General features: G+C 71.5%; 12 protein-coding genes. 4 read left to right on the top strand and 8 right to left on the bottom strand.

Going from position 1 to position 14,500, the window contains the following annotated elements; translation table 11 throughout:
- Positions 1 to 357: 357 nt before the first annotated feature.
- The gene (locus D7Y04_RS22495; protein WP_121760662.1) at positions 358 to 1,263 is read left to right on the top strand and encodes a LysR family transcriptional regulator; all 906 of its coding nucleotides are present in this window, start codon (positions 358 to 360) and stop codon (positions 1,261 to 1,263) included.
- Between the two features lie 71 nt (positions 1,264 to 1,334).
- Here the strand turns inward: D7Y04_RS22495 and D7Y04_RS22500 are convergent, their stop codons facing one another.
- Together D7Y04_RS22500 and D7Y04_RS22505 are read right to left on the bottom strand one after the other, a co-directional pair.
- The gene (locus tag D7Y04_RS22500) at positions 1,335 to 2,618 is read right to left on the bottom strand and encodes a hypothetical protein (RefSeq protein ID WP_121760663.1); all 1,284 of its coding nucleotides are present in this window, start codon (positions 2,616 to 2,618) and stop codon (positions 1,335 to 1,337) included.
- Positions 2,619 to 2,726: 108 nt separating this feature from the next.
- Positions 2,727 to 4,493, bottom strand: a complete 1,767-nt coding sequence (locus D7Y04_RS22505; RefSeq protein ID WP_121760664.1) for a protease pro-enzyme activation domain-containing protein — start codon at positions 4,491 to 4,493, stop codon at positions 2,727 to 2,729.
- Positions 4,494 to 4,663: 170 nt separating this feature from the next.
- Between D7Y04_RS22505 and D7Y04_RS22510 the strand changes: the two genes are divergently transcribed.
- Together D7Y04_RS22510 and D7Y04_RS22515 are read left to right on the top strand one after the other, a co-directional pair.
- Positions 4,664 to 5,413: a HEAT repeat domain-containing protein gene (locus D7Y04_RS22510; protein WP_120596169.1), complete on the top strand. Its 750-nt coding sequence runs from the start codon at positions 4,664 to 4,666 to the stop codon at positions 5,411 to 5,413.
- Positions 5,410 to 6,147, top strand: a complete 738-nt coding sequence (locus tag D7Y04_RS22515; protein ID WP_120596170.1) for a HAMP domain-containing protein — start codon at positions 5,410 to 5,412, stop codon at positions 6,145 to 6,147. Before D7Y04_RS22510 ends, D7Y04_RS22515 begins: the two co-directional genes overlap by 4 nt.
- A 16-nt stretch (positions 6,148 to 6,163) precedes the next feature.
- Here the strand turns inward: D7Y04_RS22515 and D7Y04_RS22520 are convergent, their stop codons facing one another.
- From D7Y04_RS22520 to D7Y04_RS22545, 6 genes are all read right to left on the bottom strand, one after another.
- Positions 6,164 to 9,094 carry a helicase C-terminal domain-containing protein gene (locus D7Y04_RS22520; protein ID WP_121760665.1) on the bottom strand — a complete coding sequence of 977 codons (2,931 nt, stop codon included), beginning with the start codon at positions 9,092 to 9,094 and terminating at the stop codon, positions 6,164 to 6,166.
- A gap of 184 nt (positions 9,095 to 9,278) precedes the next feature.
- Complete coding sequence (locus D7Y04_RS22525; protein WP_121760666.1) at positions 9,279 to 9,701, bottom strand: cupredoxin domain-containing protein; 423 nt, start codon at positions 9,699 to 9,701, stop codon at positions 9,279 to 9,281.
- Positions 9,702 to 9,788: 87 nt separating this feature from the next.
- Positions 9,789 to 10,655: a hypothetical protein gene (locus D7Y04_RS22530; RefSeq protein WP_304988635.1), complete on the bottom strand. Its 867-nt coding sequence runs from the start codon at positions 10,653 to 10,655 to the stop codon at positions 9,789 to 9,791.
- A gap of 493 nt (positions 10,656 to 11,148) precedes the next feature.
- Complete coding sequence (locus D7Y04_RS22535) at positions 11,149 to 11,562, bottom strand: hypothetical protein (protein ID WP_120580209.1); 414 nt, start codon at positions 11,560 to 11,562, stop codon at positions 11,149 to 11,151.
- Between the two features lie 50 nt (positions 11,563 to 11,612).
- Entirely contained in the window at positions 11,613 to 12,656 is a 1,044-nt protein-coding gene (locus D7Y04_RS22540; protein ID WP_120598401.1) for a diguanylate cyclase, read from the bottom strand.
- A 174-nt stretch (positions 12,657 to 12,830) separates the two neighbouring features.
- Positions 12,831 to 13,451: a tRNA (guanosine(46)-N(7))-methyltransferase TrmB gene (locus D7Y04_RS22545; protein ID WP_120598400.1), complete on the bottom strand. Its 621-nt coding sequence runs from the start codon at positions 13,449 to 13,451 to the stop codon at positions 12,831 to 12,833.
- 81 nt (positions 13,452 to 13,532) lie between these two features.
- Between D7Y04_RS22545 and D7Y04_RS22550 the strand changes: the two genes are divergently transcribed.
- A complete protein-coding gene (locus tag D7Y04_RS22550) occupies positions 13,533 to 14,459 on the top strand; it encodes a bifunctional riboflavin kinase/FAD synthetase (RefSeq protein WP_121760668.1) in 927 nt (308 codons plus the stop codon).
- Positions 14,460 to 14,500: the final 41 nt, after the last annotated feature.

Below are 14,500 nucleotides of genomic sequence, written 5' to 3' on the forward strand. Positions count from 1 at the left end.
CCGATGTCATGTGAAGTCGTTTCCCCGGTGCAGCGCGGTGGGCGGACGTGGTGGTGGCGCTCTCTCCAGGCCTCGGGGATGGTCGAGCGCCCCTGCTGCGAGTGCCAGCGGCGCATCACCTGTGCGGCCGACTTGCCCGCGCGCCCGTCGCGCGGTGTGTGGCGGTCCCCGGCTCAGGGGCTCCGCCTGAAGAGAACTAGCTCTCCGGGCTGCATCGAGCCAGATGGCGAGAGGAGAGAAGGCCTTGAAGCTGCAGTTGAAAATGGCTGGCAGGCGGCAACCGAGGCTAGAGCGTCAGCCTTCGGGGCATGATGCGCCGACGACGCCCCTCATCGGGTACCCGCACGGACGCTTTCAATGAAGACCAGCCTCCTGCCGCACCTGGAAACGTTTCTCGTGGTGGCGCGCCTCGGGAGCTTCAGCGCGGCGGCACGCGAGCTGAGGGTCAGCCCGGCGGCCGTGAGTCAGTCCACGCGCCAACTCGAGGAGCAGCTCCGGGTGGTCCTCTTCACCCGCACCACGCGCAGCATGGCGCTCACGGATGCAGGACGCCGGTTGCTCGAGGGTGCGGGGCCGGGCCTCGGCCAGGCGCTCGCATCCCTGCGAGAAGTGTCGGCACAGCCGGGCGAGACGGTGGGGCGGCTGAAGCTGACGGTGCCAGAGATTGCCTGGCCCCATGTCATCGCGCCGGTACTGCCCGCCTTCCGCGAGCGCCACCCCCGGGTGGAGGTGGAGGTCGTCGTCGAGAACCGTTTCGTGGACATCGTCGCGGAGGGCTACGACGCGGGCGTTCGCCTGCACGAGGCCATCGAGCGCGACATGGTGCAGGTGCGCCTCACCGACGCCTTCCGCTTCGTCGTGGTGGCCGCGCCCTCGTACCTGGAGCGGCACGGCACGCCACAGAAGCCCGAAGACCTGCTGCACCACGAGTGCTTCACCATCCGCATCCCCTCGAGCGGAGCGCTCTACGCCTGGGAGCTGGAGCGCGGAAAGCGCAACTGGCGGGTGCCGGTGCGCGGCGGCATCGTCACCAACCACCGCGAGCTGACACAAGCCCTGGTGGAGCAGGGCCTGGGGCTGGCTTACGCCTTCGAGCCAGCGGTGCGGGAGGCGCTGCGCACGGGGCGACTCGTGCGGGTGCTCGAGCAGTACGCGCCCAGCGTGCCCGGCTTCTTCCTCTACTTCCCCAGCCGCGCGCGGCGCTCGGGACCCTTGCGTCTCTTCGTCGAGGTGGTGAAGGAGCTCGCAGGCAAGACTCCGTGATGGTCGCGCCTGTCATCGAGGGTCCGCGCGGCTACCAGACGTGATGCCGGGAGCGGCTTCGCGCGAAATGCCTACGGGCAGTCCTGCGCGACGACGGCAGGGCAGCCCAGACCGGAACCGCCGAGCGTGCAGGGCACGGTGTCCGCGAGCGCCTGCATGACGGCCTTGGACGATGCGCCGGTGCCGCGCAGCGTGGCTGACTGCTCCAGGTGGACGAAGCGGTCCGAGGCGGCGGCGGCCTCCGCGAAGCAAGCGTCGGAGGCCCCGTTGTCGATGCGGCCCTGCACGTTGCTGGTGCCGCACAGCGTGCGGTGCTTGCCCGAGTCATCCGCCGCGTTGCAGGAGAAGGCCTTCTTGGTGCCCGTCAGGTGGGTGTTGAGCGCGTCGCGCAGGCGGTTGGAGAGCGCGTCCGGCCGCAGCGCGCTGGTGCCGTCGCTCACCACGGCGGCCTCGGGGCCGTCGCCCGCGTCCATGCCGTGGATGCTGGCGGCGATGGCGTCCGGGTACGTGTCGCGCAGCGCGCGGTGCGCTGCGGTGAAGAAATTGTTGCCGTAGTGCGCGGCGTCGGAGATGCGCAGGCCCTTCGTGCCGCACACGCTGGTGGTGCCGCTGCACGGGCTGGCGGTGGTGACGGCGCAGCGGTTGCTGCCGGTGATGAGAAGCGCGCGAGCGCCCAGCGTCACCAACTGCGTGGCCGTCTGACGCAGCGTCCCCTCATCAGAGTCCGCGTGCGGCGCTTCCAGCCACAGGTTGCGCGCGGGGAACAGGTTGATGATGAAGGTGCCGCCGCCGCGCGACAGCAGGCCCTGCTCGCGCACCACCAGCCACCCGCCGCCCGTGTCGTTGCGGAAGGTGGACACGCCGTAGCCCATCCCCGCCAGGTCCTGCACCACCTGCGGCGTGGGACCTTCGGTGAGCAGCGTGCGGAACGCGCCCTCGAACGCGGCGAGCTCCGTGCCGCCCGGCTCCTTGAAGCCACCGCTGTTGGCCGTGGCGATGGGCGCCGTCTGGAGCCACGTCATCAGGTTGCCCGTCAGGCTGGACAGCGAGCTGAGCGGCGAACACACGCCCGTCGAGGGAGCAGGCGCGCTGACGACCGGCGCCTCGGACGAGGGCGTCTCGGTCGTGGGCGTTTCCACGGGCGTCACCGTGTCGGTGGGCGTCGGCGTGGTGGGCACCTGGCCCACGTCCTCCACGGGCGCGGTGGGCGAAGGGGGCGTCCCGACGATGGTCCCCGGAGCGGACGTGGAGGGGCTCTCCGCCACGGCATCGCTCGGTCCCGCGACGGCATTGCTGCAAGCGGCTGCGAGGAGCAGGAGGCAGGACAGGGATGCGCGCAGGGGGGGCAAGGACATGGTCCTGTCCCGAACAGCACGCCCTGCGCATGCATTCGCACCCCGTCAATCCGGGATGACAGCCGGAGCGGGGCTCGGTTGCCCGTCCGCTCTATGTCACCCGCCCGCTCAGGGCAGGGTCCGCAGCAGTCCCTCCGCGTCGGGTGCGCCCCATCCAGTGGGGATGTCCCAGCCCGGCCCGGCTTCGTACTGGCGGTCGGTGACGCCCACGGTGATGTCGCGGAACGTCTGCTGCACCGCGGGCAGCGTGTAGAGCTGCGAGTTGAGCCAGCCCACCTGTGGCTTCGACGCTTCCGCGCGCGCGCCGTTCACCACCGTCATGATCCCCGCGAAGATGGGCGAGGAGAACGACGTGCCGGTGTTGGGCGTGGTGACTCCCAGCCACGTGTACCAGTAGCCGGTGTCCGCGTTCAGCGCGACGTCCACCACCGCGCGCTTCGCGGGCATCGGGACCAGGCCCTTCTGCCATTCCGGCGTGGCGAAGGTGCGGGTGATGCCGGAGCCGGAGTAGTACCAGGCCGTCTCGCCCGTCACCGTCATGCCGTTCATCTTCAACTGCGTGCCGCCCACGGCGGTGACGTAGGGGCTGTTGCCCGGCATGTCCACGCCCGCGGAGTCACCGCTGGCGGCGGCGACAGTGATGCCCAGCGCGGCGGCCATGGTGCTGGAGTGGCTGTAGGCCTCTTGCACCGCTCTTGGCTCGGAGTCCTCGCGGTGGGCGAAGGACGTGGTGATGACGCTCACCTCGCCCCGGGCAATGGCCTCGTTGTAGGTGTAGAGAATGGACGTGTTGCGCGCGTCCGGGCCCATGTAGACGCGCACCTCCGCCTTGGGTGCCATCGCCGCGGCCCACTCCACATCCAGCGTGCCCTCGCGGTAGCGCGTGACGGGCGGCTCCAGGGTCTGGATGACCTTGGGGTCCTCGCGCTCGATGCCCCACATCTTCCAGAAGGCGCGCACGTCCTTCCACCGGAAGCTGGCGCCAATCACCACGCCCAGCTTCATGCCCTGGCCCTGGTGGCCCTGCTCATAGAGCGAGTCCACGTTGTACGCGCGCGCCACCTGCTGCGGCGTGAGGCCCCGGCTGACGGGATTCGGCGGCTCCGTGGACGGCTGGCCGAACTCGCCCGGCAGGGTGCCCGTCTCCGCCGGCAGGTCCAGCGTGGCGACGGCGTGGATGCGCTGCTGCACGAACGTGGGGGCCTTGAGGGTATCCGTGAGGCCGTAGACGTCGTGCGGATCATTGCCGCCCTGGGGCGACTTGCGCTCCAGGATGATCACCTTCACGCCGAACGCCTTGTTGAACTGGCCCACCGTCCCCACGAACTGCACCAGCAGCCGGTTGGTGGCGACGTAGGGCACCTGCATGCCCTCGGACTTCAGCCAGTCCACGACGATGTTGACGTCCTTTTCCAGCGGGGCGTGCTTCGCCATCCACTCGGCGGGCGTCATGTACTGGCGGAAGCGGGAACCGCCCGGCTTGTAGATGTCCGCGATGCGCTGCTCGAGGGCGGCCGCATCGCGGATGGGGAAGGACACGAGCCCTCGGATGAGGTCCGTCTCCGGCGCCTCGCCCTTGTCCGTGTAGACGCCGGGAAGGGGACCCGGGACGCCCTCCGTCGTCGGGATGGGCGTGGGGTCCAGCACCTCCGCCTCCGGGTCGGGTGGCGGCGGGTCCACCACCTCCGGCTCCGGCGGTGGCCTGCCAGGCGGAGGCTGTGAGTTTTCGGAGTCGGGAAGGGTGGGCGTGGATTCCACCGGAGTCGGCCCGGGAGGCCGCGGCTTGCCCACGGACGTCAGCCGGTCCGAGTCGCGGCAGCCACCCATCCACCCCGCCAGCAGAAGCACACCCGTCAGGATGTATCCGCGCTTCATTGCGCCCCCAGCCCGGAGTGACCCGCCTCGGGTCCCCGGCACCCCAGCCGTCCTCCCCCTGGAAGACGTCGGCCCTTGTGCGCATCGAAGGTGGGAGCGATTGCCCTGCGAGGCAACTGTCGTGGACAGGTAAATCGCGGCTACACTGTTGGTACTTCTTTGCCCATCCCATGCGGCTGCCGACAGCACTCCTGCTCTTCATCTTCCTGCTGCCGTGCGCTGCGCTGGCGCAGGGGGACACGCGCATCACCTTCCTGGGCCGTCAGTTGGAGAAGGGAAGGGATCCGCGTGCGCGCTCACAAGCCGCGCTGGTGTTGGGCGCCACCGAGGATCCCGAAGCGGTGACACCGTTGTGCGGCGGCCTCAAGGACCCGAGCGAGCTGGTGCGCGCGGCGGTGGCCAAGGGGCTGGGCGCGCTCTTGGAGCCGAAGGGGCTCGACTGCCTCCAGGCGGTGCAGGGAGAGGCGGACGCCACGGTGCAGGCGGCGGTGGCGGAGTCCATCAAGGCCATCAAGGCGTTCCAGGCGCGCCGGCCGCGCTTCTACCTGTCGCTGGACGCGCTGAAGGACAAGACGGGCAGCGTTCCCGCGGAGCTCGTGAAGGTGACGCAGGAGCGGCTTCGTTCCAAGCTGGTGCGCCGGGGCGCGCAGATGGCGCCGGAGAAGGAGTCGAAGGCCGCGGCGAAGGGCGCGCTCAAGAAGCTGGGCGTGCACGGCTACCGCATCACGGCGGAGATCCAGGCGACGGACAGTGGAGGCCTGCGCCTGCAGCTTCTGTGCATGACGTACCCGGAGCAGTCCCTGATGGGACAGGTGGAAGTGAACGCCGCGGGGGCTCCGCCCGCGGACCTGTTGAAGGCCCTGATCCCCCGAGCCATCGAGGAAGCCGCCGCGACCTTCGAGTGGAGCAGCGAGACATGACGACGACCACGGCCCAGGCCCCGACGACGAAGCGCCGCTGGCGCAACTTCCTGCTCGACGCGCCCTTCCAGCTGAGGCTCACCGCGTACATCGTCGGTGTGTCGTTGGTGATGGCGGCGCTGCTGGGCATCTTCCTGGTGCGCGCGGCGAACTCGCTGCTGCACGAGACGTCGACGGCGGTGGACGCCCGCTCGGCGGCGGCGGAGGTGAGCCGCGAGTTGTCTGGAGCCACGCTCTCCAACGAGCTGATGGCCCACATGAACGACCCGGCGTTCGAGAAGCAGTTCCGCGAGCAGGCGCAGGCCATCGACGCCAAGTACGATGCGGAGCGCGCGGCCATCGTCACGCAGCGCGCGGAGCTGGAGCGCCATCAGCAGCTGACGTGGTGGGTGCTGGGCGGCTGCCTGGTTTCGTTCATCGCGGTGGTGGCGCTGGCGACCATCGTGGTGACGCACCGGATGGTGGGCCCGCTCTTCCGCATCAAGCGCATGATGCGCGAAGTGGCGGAAGGCCACCTGAACCCGCCGCAGCACGGCCTGCGCGAAGGCGACGAACTGCAGGACGTCTTCGAGGTCGCGCGGGACATGACCCAGCGGCTGCGCGCGCAGCAGACCGAGGACGCGCGCGCGCTGTCGGAGGCACTGGCGCAGGCGAAGACGAGCGGCGCCACGGGTGCCTGGGTGGACGAACTGACCGCCCTGGAGACGCGCTACCGCGAGCGGCTGGCGCGGTAGGGCAGGGCTTTGGGGCTCACACCCGCGCGGTGTCCGCGGTGAGCCCCATCTGAAGCAGCTCCGAGTGCAGCAGCAGCCGAGCCTGCGCCCACGGCAGCGCAACCACGCGGTAGCCCGCGAGCGCCTGGAGCAACAGGGGCCGGTAGCTCGCGTGTCCTGGGTCCGCCACCACGACGATGCCTCGGTCCGTGGTGGAGCGGATGAGCCGCCCGACGCCCTGACGGAGCAGCAGCAGCGCGCGCGGCAGCCGGTATTGGAGGAAGCCCAGGTACTCGTTGCCCGCCTTCGCCAGCGGCTCCTCGCGCGCGGCCACCAGCGGCCGTGACGCCGGCTCCAGGGGCAGCTTGTCGATGAAGACACACCCCACGCCGCGCCCGGGGATGTCCACTCCCTGCCAGAAGCTCTTGGTGCCCAGCAGCACCGTGCCTGTGTCGCGTTCCTGCCGCGCCGCCAGCGAACGTCCGTGCCCGCGCGACTGGCGCAGCACCTCGATGCCGTGCGGTTCCAGTCGCGCCTGAACCTCGCGCGCGACGCGCTCCAGCCGCCGCGTGGAGGCGAACAGGCCCAGCACCCGGCCGCCCATCACCTGCGCCAGGCCGGAGATGCGCCCGGAGGCCCAGTCGATGAACGGCTCCTCGTGCGCGCGCGGCGCGTCCGTCACCAGCACCACCAGCGCCTGCTGTCCCAGATGGAACGGCGACGGTGCGCGCAGGATGGGCGGCCTCAGTCCCAGCCGCTTCAGCACGAAGGGCACATGGTCACCCGTGCCCAGCGTGGCGGACGCCATCACCAGCGCGCGCTTGTTCGCGGCGAAGTCCTTCGCCACGGACTCGGACACGTCCACCGGCTGCGCGCCCACGCTCCATCGCTGCTTGCGAGGCTCCGCCCGCGCCGCGTAGCAGCGCTTCGCGTCCGGCTCTCCCGCCAGCTCGCCCGCGAGCACCGACAGTTCGCCCAGCTCCGTGGTGGCGCCGGCCAGCTCGCGCTCCAGCGAAGGCTGCTTCACCGCCAGCTCCGGCAGCGCCGCCAACACCCGCACCGACAGCAGCGTGTGCACCCGTTGCAGCGCCGTGCGCACCGCCACCAGGCCCTCGCGCACGGGCTCCCAGGCGGGCAGGGCGCGCACCGCGTCCGTCACCCGCAGCTCCGGTGCGTAGGCCGCGTCGTCCGCGTCCTCGCCGGGCATCGCCGCCGCGGGCTCGCACAGGGTCGTCACCTGTTCGCCCAGCAGGCGCGCCTCCTGGAGCAGCGTGCGCAGGGCGTCGTCCACCTCGGACATCAGCACGCGGGACTCGTCCCGGCGCGTGGCCGCGAGCGCGCGGCGCAACTCCGCGAAGAGGCCCCGGCGACCGTCGCGTCCGTGCAGCCGCTCCGTGAGGCGCATGAAGGCCAGGTCGGACAGCTCCACCGTGAGCGCGGTGGTGGCCACGTCCTCCAACTCGTGCGCCTCGTCCAGCACCAGGTGGTCCAGGCGCCCGTAGCGCGCGGGCCACGCGAACGCGAGCGACTGGTTGATGACCAGCACGTCCGCCTCGCGCGCCTGCGCCACCGCCGAGTGGTAGAAGCACTTGTGGTGATGCGGGCACCGCTCGCCCAGCGTCGTCGCCGCCTCGGAGCGCACCGCCGGCACCAGCCCGTGCATGCCCGGGAAGCGCTCGCGGAACCAGTGGCTGAGCCGGTCCAGGTCCCCGTCCACGCTGCGGCGCATGTACGCGCGCACGTAGGCCCTCGGCGCCCGAGCGGAGTGGTTCATCCCCGGCTCCACGCGCGTGGCCTCCAGCGCGCGGCGGCGGCACAGGTAGTTCGTCTGGCCCTTGAGCAACGCGTAGCCGAACGCGCCGCCCGTGGCCTGGTGCAGCCGGGGCAGGTCCTTCTCCAGGAGCTGGTCCTGGAGTGTCTTCGTGTGCGGCGCTACGCCCACCTTCAGCCCGTTGCGCGCCGCGAACAGCGCCGCGGGCGTGAGGTACGCCAGCGACTTGCCCGTGCCCGTGCCGGCCTCCACCGCCACCTGCCCGCCGTCCGACAACGTGCGCGCCACCGCCTGCGCCATCTCCAGCTGCGCGGGCCGGGACAGGAACCCACCGCCCCGCTCCAGCGCGCCGCCGGGCCCCAGCACCTGGGCCACCTCTTCCGACCGCACCGGAAGTGGCGTCGCGTCCAGCTCGGGCTCCGGGGGAGGCCTGCCGCCATTGGCGCGCTTGCGCTCCGGCCGCGCGCGCAGGAAGCCGCCCGTCGTCTCCAGGCTCAGCGGCACCGGCGTGGCCCGGCACGCGTCCCACAGCCGCGAGAGCAGCTCCAGCAGCGGGCGCGCCTCCGCGTCCATCGCCAGGTCGCGAGCGTCCTCCTCCGACAGGGCATCCAGCAGCGGCGTGGGCCCCAGCGACGCGCGGGCCCTGGGGTCCATCGTGGCCAGCAGGTCCGCCACGTCCTCCGCGCGCCCGTCGCGCACGCAGCCATCCAGTGCGTGCACCAGCACCGCGTGCACCGCCACGCAGTCGTGGAGCGCCCGGTGCGGCTGCTGCGAGCCCAGCTTCGCCCACCGCATCAGCGACTCCAGCGAGTGGCTGGGCAGCTCCGGGTGCAGGTAGTGCATGAGCTCGCACGAGTCGAGCACCGGCACGCCGCTGAGCACGTCCGGCAGGAAGCCCTTCTCGAACGGGGCGTTGTGCGCCACCACCGTCCAGCCCTTGAGCCGCTCCCGCAACTGGGCGCGCTCCGCGTCGAAGCGGGGCTGTCCGGCGAGCTGCGCGTCGGAGAGGCCGGTGAGCCGGCGGATGGTGAGGTTCAGCGGGCGCGAGGCCGAATACAGCTGGGAGAAGCGGTCCACCTCCCGGCCGTGCTCGAAGAAGAGGCACCCGACTTCGATGACCTCATCCACGCGGGGGTCGAGCCCCGTCGTTTCGAGGTCCAGGAAGACGTGCCGGGTGAAGAGCTCCGAGCTGCCCATGCTGGCTCGCGAGCCTACCCGCCTGGACGGACATCGCCAGTTAACGGAGCGAGGCGCTACTGCACGAAGAAGCGGCCAGTGGTCTCTCCCGTCGGGCACCCGTAATGGAGCATCCCGGACTGACGGGGCGTGAAGGCAATCTCCACCAGCGGGTGGGGCGAACGGACGGAGGAGTCCGAGGACTTCAGTCCACCACGAACGTACCGGCGATCATCTTCCCCATCGCGCAGCCGTACCTCAGCGTCCCGGACTGGTTCGGCGTGAAGGTGATGTCCACCGGCGTGTTCAGGGGCAGCTTCGTGTCGATTTTGTACTCGTCCATCACGAGCTCGGTGGCGCACGTCAGGTCCGTCTTGCGCGTCACCACCAGCTTCACCGGCTCGCCCTTCTTGAGCTGCACCGGCGAGGGCTCATAGCCCTTCTCCGTGACGGCCAGGTCCACCACGTGCACGCCGTTCTCCCGCCGTCCCACCTCCTGCGCGGCGGGCGTGCCCGGCTCCTTCGCGGAGGACTCCTTCGTGCACGCCTGCTGGGACGCCCCCGCGAGGACCGCCGCCGCGGTGAGCGCGAGCCAGGGCTTGATGATGCGGGAGAAGAAGGGGCGCATGGATGGAGTCTCCAGGGGGAGGAAGGACACGGGCGGCCCGCCACTGAAGGCAGGGCCGCCCGGAAGTAACGACACCGCGAGCCGCTTTCAGCCCTCGGCGTCGGGCTCTGAACCGGCCTCGTCGTCGGAAGCATCCTCGGGGGGGGCCGGGGGCGCTTCGAAGCGCAGGAGCGCGTGCAGCGGGACGAACAGCTCGTGCCCGGGCTCGCCCAGCAGCACGTCGAAGCGGCCCACGCGCAACAGCGGCGCCTCCACCGTGATGCCGTTGCGCAGCACCAGCTTCACCGTCTGCCCGATGTGCGGCAGGAACGGCCGGGGGTCGGAGTAGGGGCGCTTGTCCGGCTGCCGCGCCACCTGCGCCGGCTTCTGCGTGAGCTTCGCGTCGCGCTCCAGGGTCGGCATCAGCCGCTCCCAGTCACCCCTGCGCGCGATGAGCACCACCTGGAGCTTCTCCAGACGGCCCGTGCGCTCGAAGGTGAAGGCGATGGCCTCCTCCGCCAGCAGCGTGTCCAGCAGCGACCGCTCCGCCAGCACCACGGACAGCTCGGTCTTCTGCTCGATGAAGGCGCCCAGGAAGTCCGCGACGAGCGCGTTGTCCACCTGGCCGCGCGCCTGCTTGATGGCCGCCTTGCGCTGGCTGCGCTCCTTGCGTGCCATGAACTCCTGCACGGTGAGGCCGCTCTGGAGGATGCCGAACGCGTCTCCCAGCGACAGGCCCGGCGTCTGGCCCATCAGCTCGTAGACCTGGTCGAAGCGCTTCGCCTCCTCGGCGTGCAGCTTGCGCCAGATGCGCGCCTTCATCTTCCCTTCCAGCTCACCCTTGGCGATGCGCGCCGGCACGTGCTCGCGCGTGGCCAGCGACAGGATCTGCTCCGGTGTGGGCGGCGGGCGCGGGGGGCCGGGGCGCGGCGCGAAGCGGCCCGGAGGCCCACCCGCGCGAGGGGGCCCACCCATCCCGGGACCCCGGGGAGGCGGACGTGACGCAGCCCCCGGCGTGAAGCCTGGCGCTGGTGCACCGGCCGGCCGGGGCGGCGCCGAGGGGGCAGCCGTCGCCGTGCCTGCCTCGCCCGCCGAGCCCGGAGCCGGGCGGGGCGGGGGAGCGGGCGGCGCCACGGACGCGGACGGCCGGGGCGTGGGGGATAGGCCGCTCGGCCGGGGCGCGGGCGCCACGCCCGGTGAGGGGCGGGGGGCCGGCGTCGCCGCGCGCGGAGCGCCTTCCGCACTGGAGGGGGAGGGGGCCACCGGGGCGGAGGGCGCCACCGGCGTGGGCCGGGGCGTGGGCCTCGGCGTGGGGGAGGGGGTGGGGGCAGTCGAGGACGGCGTCACCGGGCCACCGGGCGTCGAGCCCGGTCTCCGGATGACTTCGACTGCGGGGAGCACCCGCCGTGTCTTCCTGTCGTTCACGGTTGTACGTTACCTGATGCGCGCGGTCCGGGCATGCCCGGGCTCACGGCTGGGGGGATGCTGAAAAGTCCACCTTCCACCCGGACGGTTCCCTCACCATCCGGACCTCGCCCGACCTTCCCGCCGAGCGCACCACCAAGGTCGCCACGTCGCCCTCCTGCCGGAGCAGCGAAACCTCCTGAACATCCGCCGGCACCGGGACATTCGCGAAGAACAGCGGGAGCGGCTCCGGCTTCACCATGCCCCCGGACGCGTCGCTCACCTGCTGCGCCCGCGTCTTCAGGACCTGCTGGGTCTGTTGTGACAGCCCCGCGTACGCCTTGGGCAGCTCTCCGCGCTGCACGTGCCGGTGGAACGTCTGGTAGGCCCCCACGGGGGTGTCCGGCTGCAATCGGCTGCAGCCGCTCAGGGCTAGGAAGGCGAACAGCAGCCAGGTCGTCATCGCGAGCGGGCGCATGGGGCCTCCGATTTAGGTCAAACCGCCGCCGTGGGGAAGCGGGAGGTGTGTCACGCCGCGTGCTGGTGGACGCGATTGCGCCCCGTTCCCTTGGCGGAATACAGGCTCGTGTCCGCCGCGCGCAGCAGGGCCTCCGTGCCCGGCAGGTCGTCCGCGGGCACCGTCGCCACGCCCAGCGACGCGGTCAGCTTCACCTCCTGCGACATTCCGTCCGGCGACTTCCACGTCAGCTCCAGCCGCTCAATCGCCTCGCGCACACGCTCGCACGCCCGCAACGCGTCCTGGGGGGCCGCCTCCGGCAGCAGGGCAATGAACTCCTCGCCGCCGTAGCGGGCCAGCAGGTCCACCTCCCGCAGCGTGGCGCGCGCCGTGTGCGCCACCGCGCGCAGCACCTCGTCCCCGAAGGGGTGGCCGAACGTGTCGTTGATGCGCTTGAAGTGGTCGATGTCCAGCATCACCAGCGACAGGGGAGAGCGGTACCGGCGCGAGCGCATGAACTCCTCGCTCAGCCGCTCCTCGAAGTAGCGCCGGTTGTACAGGCCCGTGAGCGCGTCCGTGCGGCTGAGCGCGAGCAGCTCCTGCCGGCGGCGGTCCAGCTCGCGGTTGGCCCACTCCAGCTCGCGGTTCTTCTCCAGGAGCGCGTCCTGCAGCGCCTTGAGCCGCAGCATGGACTTCACGCGCGCGCCCAGCTCCAGCATGTCGAAGGGCTTCACCAGGTAGTCGTCCGCGCCCAGCTCCAGCCCCTCCACCTTGCCCGCCGCCTGCCGGGCGGTCATCAGGATGACGGGGATGAAGCCGAAGCCGCCCTCGCCCGCGTTCGCCTTGACGATGCGGCACACCTCCACGCCGCCCAGGCCCGGCATCTCCACGTCCATCACGATGAGGTCCGGCCGGCCCGCGCGGATGGCGGACAGCGCCTGCGTCCCGTCCAGCGCTTCCTTGAAGACGTAGCCGTGCGGGGCCAGGCCCTCGCGCACGTGGCGGATCTGCGCCGGATCATCATCCACGATGAGCACGGTGCGCCCGGAGAAGTCGTTGGCGGGTCCGCTCCTGCGCACGCCCTCCGGCATCCGTTTCCTTTCGGCTTCCGGCATGAGGCGCCCACCCCCCAACAGGATGCGGTCGTGGCCCGACGTCGCGAGTGTCCCCTGGGGCAGAAACCCCGTGGGTGGATTCTCCTCCGGGTGGAGGGCGCTGCCAAGGGCCCTCGCGGGCACCCGCGGACACGCGGCCGCCGGGCGTCCAGGGCCAGACAGGTCCGGTGCGGGCTACGGCGCGGATTTCACCAGGCGTGCGCGGTACACAGGCTCCCCGGATGACAGGTAGCGCCGCTCACGGGTGGAGGGCACCTCCTCCGGGTCGTACGGGTGGAACACCCCGGCGCCCAGCGGGTTGTGGAAGCCCGCCGACTCCAGGATGCCCAGCATGGCCACCCCGCGGTCCTGCACGTCGGTGCGCATGTCGAAGCGGCCACCGGGCTTGAGCAGCCCCAGCATCACCTTCGCGAAATCGGGCTGCACGACGGCCCGCTTGGCGTGCGAGCGCTTCCACCACGGGTCGGGGAACTGCAGGTGGATGACGTCCAGGGACCCGGGCGCGAAGATGCGCGGCACCACGAAGCGCGCGTCGGATTCGACGACGCGCAGGTTCTTCAGGCCCGCCTTCTCCGCGCGCATTTGCGTGTCGCGCGCGTACTTCTTGCGCCACTCGAAGGCCACGAAGCGCACGCCGGGGTTGCGGCGGCAGTACTCCAGCGCGTGCCCACCCGCCCCGGAGCCGATCTCCAGCTCCAGCGGCCCCGTGAAGCCGAACTCCGCTTCCCAGTCCGGGGGCGCTTCCAGGGGGACGAACTTGAGGCCGACCGGTTCAGGGAGCAGGGCAGGGCGCATGGCGGGAACGGGGGGCCTCTAACCATGGAGCCGCGTGGGTTGGCCAGGGCAAAAGCGCGAGGGGTGGTATAGGGAAGGGCCATGAAGGTCTTCCAGTCCGTGTCCGAGGCGGGCCGCCAGCTTCAGGGGCAGGCCCTCGCGCTGGGCAACTTCGACGGCGTGCACGTGGGCCACCAGGCCCTCTTCGCGGAAGCGCTTCGCCTCGGCCCCGCGAACGCGCTCACCTTCCAGCCCCACCCGGGCAAGGTGCTCCAGCCGGACCTGGCGCCCAAGCTGATTACGCTCCTGCCGCGCAAGCTGGAGCTGCTCGCCGCGTGCGGCCTGTCCCACGGGGTGGTGCAGCCCTTCACCCGCGACTACGCGCGCTCCACGCCGCAGGACTTCGAGGCCGCCCTCTTCGACACGCTGGGCGTGGGCCACGTCGTCGTGGGCAGCGACTACACCTACGGCGCCCAGCGCGCCGGCACCGTCACCACGCTGCGCGACGCGGCGGCGAAGCGGGGCGCCCGGGTGCACGTGGTGCAGCCGGTGAACGTGGACGGCGTCGTCGCGTCCTCGTCGCGGATCCGCGAGTACATCCTGGAGGGCAGGGTGGGCGCGGCCAGGCGCCTGCTCGGCCGCCCGTTCGACCTGGATGGCACGGTGGTGTCCGGCGCGGGCCGGGGGCGCACCATCGGCTTTCCCACCGCCAACGTGGACACGCAGAACGAGCTGCGGCCCGCGCCCGGCGTGTACGCCATCCGCGTGCGCCTCCTGGCGGAAGCGGAGGGGCCCTGGCGGCCGGGGGCGGCCAACATCGGCGTGAAGCCCACCTTTGGCGGCACGGAGGTCACCATCGAGGCGCACCTCCTGGACTTCACCGGCGACCTCTACGGCAAGGAGCTGCGGGTGCAGTTCCTGGAGCGGCTGCGGCCCGAGCAACGATTTGGTTCCGCCGCAGAGTTGGTGGGTCAAATCAAGCGCGACGTGGAGGCCGCCCGCACCGTGGTGGCCCGCGGCGACGGGTAGGGTCTGTAACGCCCTCCAGAAGAGGGCTCCGGACAGCAAGG

Source organism: Corallococcus sp. AB038B (assembly GCF_003668955.1).
Classification (GTDB): Bacteria; Myxococcota; Myxococcia; order Myxococcales; family Myxococcaceae; genus Corallococcus; species Corallococcus exiguus.

Coding starts and splice junctions, on each gene's coding strand:
- D7Y04_RS22495 (WP_121760662.1), top strand. CDS start 358: ATGAAGACCAGCCTCCTGCCGCACCTGGAAACGTTTCTCGTGGTGGCG.
- D7Y04_RS22500 (WP_121760663.1), bottom strand. CDS start 2,618: ATGTCCTTGCCCCCCCTGCGCGCATCCCTGTCCTGCCTCCTGCTCCTC.
- D7Y04_RS22505 (WP_121760664.1), bottom strand. CDS start 4,493: ATGAAGCGCGGATACATCCTGACGGGTGTGCTTCTGCTGGCGGGGTGG.
- D7Y04_RS22510 (WP_120596169.1), top strand. CDS start 4,664: ATGCGGCTGCCGACAGCACTCCTGCTCTTCATCTTCCTGCTGCCGTGC.
- D7Y04_RS22515 (WP_120596170.1), top strand. CDS start 5,410: ATGACGACGACCACGGCCCAGGCCCCGACGACGAAGCGCCGCTGGCGC.
- D7Y04_RS22520 (WP_121760665.1), bottom strand. CDS start 9,094: ATGGGCAGCTCGGAGCTCTTCACCCGGCACGTCTTCCTGGACCTCGAA.
- D7Y04_RS22525 (WP_121760666.1), bottom strand. CDS start 9,701: ATGCGCCCCTTCTTCTCCCGCATCATCAAGCCCTGGCTCGCGCTCACC.
- D7Y04_RS22530 (WP_304988635.1), bottom strand. CDS start 10,655: ATGGGTGGGCCCCCTCGCGCGGGTGGGCCTCCGGGCCGCTTCGCGCCG.
- D7Y04_RS22535 (WP_120580209.1), bottom strand. CDS start 11,562: ATGCGCCCGCTCGCGATGACGACCTGGCTGCTGTTCGCCTTCCTAGCC.
- D7Y04_RS22540 (WP_120598401.1), bottom strand. CDS start 12,656: ATGCCGGAAGCCGAAAGGAAACGGATGCCGGAGGGCGTGCGCAGGAGC.
- D7Y04_RS22545 (WP_120598400.1), bottom strand. CDS start 13,451: ATGCGCCCTGCCCTGCTCCCTGAACCGGTCGGCCTCAAGTTCGTCCCC.
- D7Y04_RS22550 (WP_121760668.1), top strand. CDS start 13,533: ATGAAGGTCTTCCAGTCCGTGTCCGAGGCGGGCCGCCAGCTTCAGGGG.